The sequence below is a fragment of the Ancylomarina longa genome (genome assembly GCF_003996985.1).
Classification (GTDB): Bacteria; Bacteroidota; Bacteroidia; order Bacteroidales; family Marinifilaceae; genus Ancylomarina_A; species Ancylomarina_A longa.
In genome coordinates this window covers 1-561 of record NZ_RJJX01000171.1, presented here as the reverse complement: position 1 = coordinate 561, position 561 = coordinate 1, and the positions used below count along the sequence as shown (strand labels likewise).

The following is a 561-nucleotide window of genomic DNA, read 5'->3' as shown; positions in this document are numbered from 1 at the left end:
TTATAATCATGAACGACCTCATATGTAGGTAAATGGTTGTCCACCTATTTTTAAACAATAACAAGGGCTTTAGATTTTCTACCCATTAATTCAATTAAAAATGGGGGTATTTAATGTGGTTCCGTTAATTAGACCACTCAATTCAGTTTTATAAGTGATAAATCCGCTCTAAATATTTAAATTATGCTGCCATTACTTTTAGTAAATGTTGATCATAAAATTCATCCGGTGTTGCCTTATTCAAACTTGAATGAGGACGTATCATGTTATAAAAATCCAAATATTCAGCAATTGATTGTTTCGCTTGTTTAACCGTATCGTAAGCCTTCAAATAGACTTCCTCATGCTTCACGCTGCGCCATAAACGCTCAATCATTACATTATCCATCCATCGTCCTTTCCCATCCATACTGATACGGATATTTCGCAATTTTAACTCATTCAAAAATGCCTCGCTTGTGAATTGACTGCCTTGGTCTGTATTAAACACCTCAGGACAACCATATTTCACAATTGCTTCTTGCAACGCATCTATGCAAAAGTCTGTTTCCATACTGATCG

1 protein-coding gene is annotated in these 561 nt (G+C 35.1%); it reads right to left on the bottom strand.

What is annotated here, in order from left to right; translation table 11 throughout:
• Positions 1 to 181 precede the first annotated feature (181 nt).
• The coding region (locus tag DLK05_RS16825) for an integrase core domain-containing protein (protein ID WP_148114129.1) at positions 182 to 561 on the bottom strand (380 nt) is incomplete at its 5' end.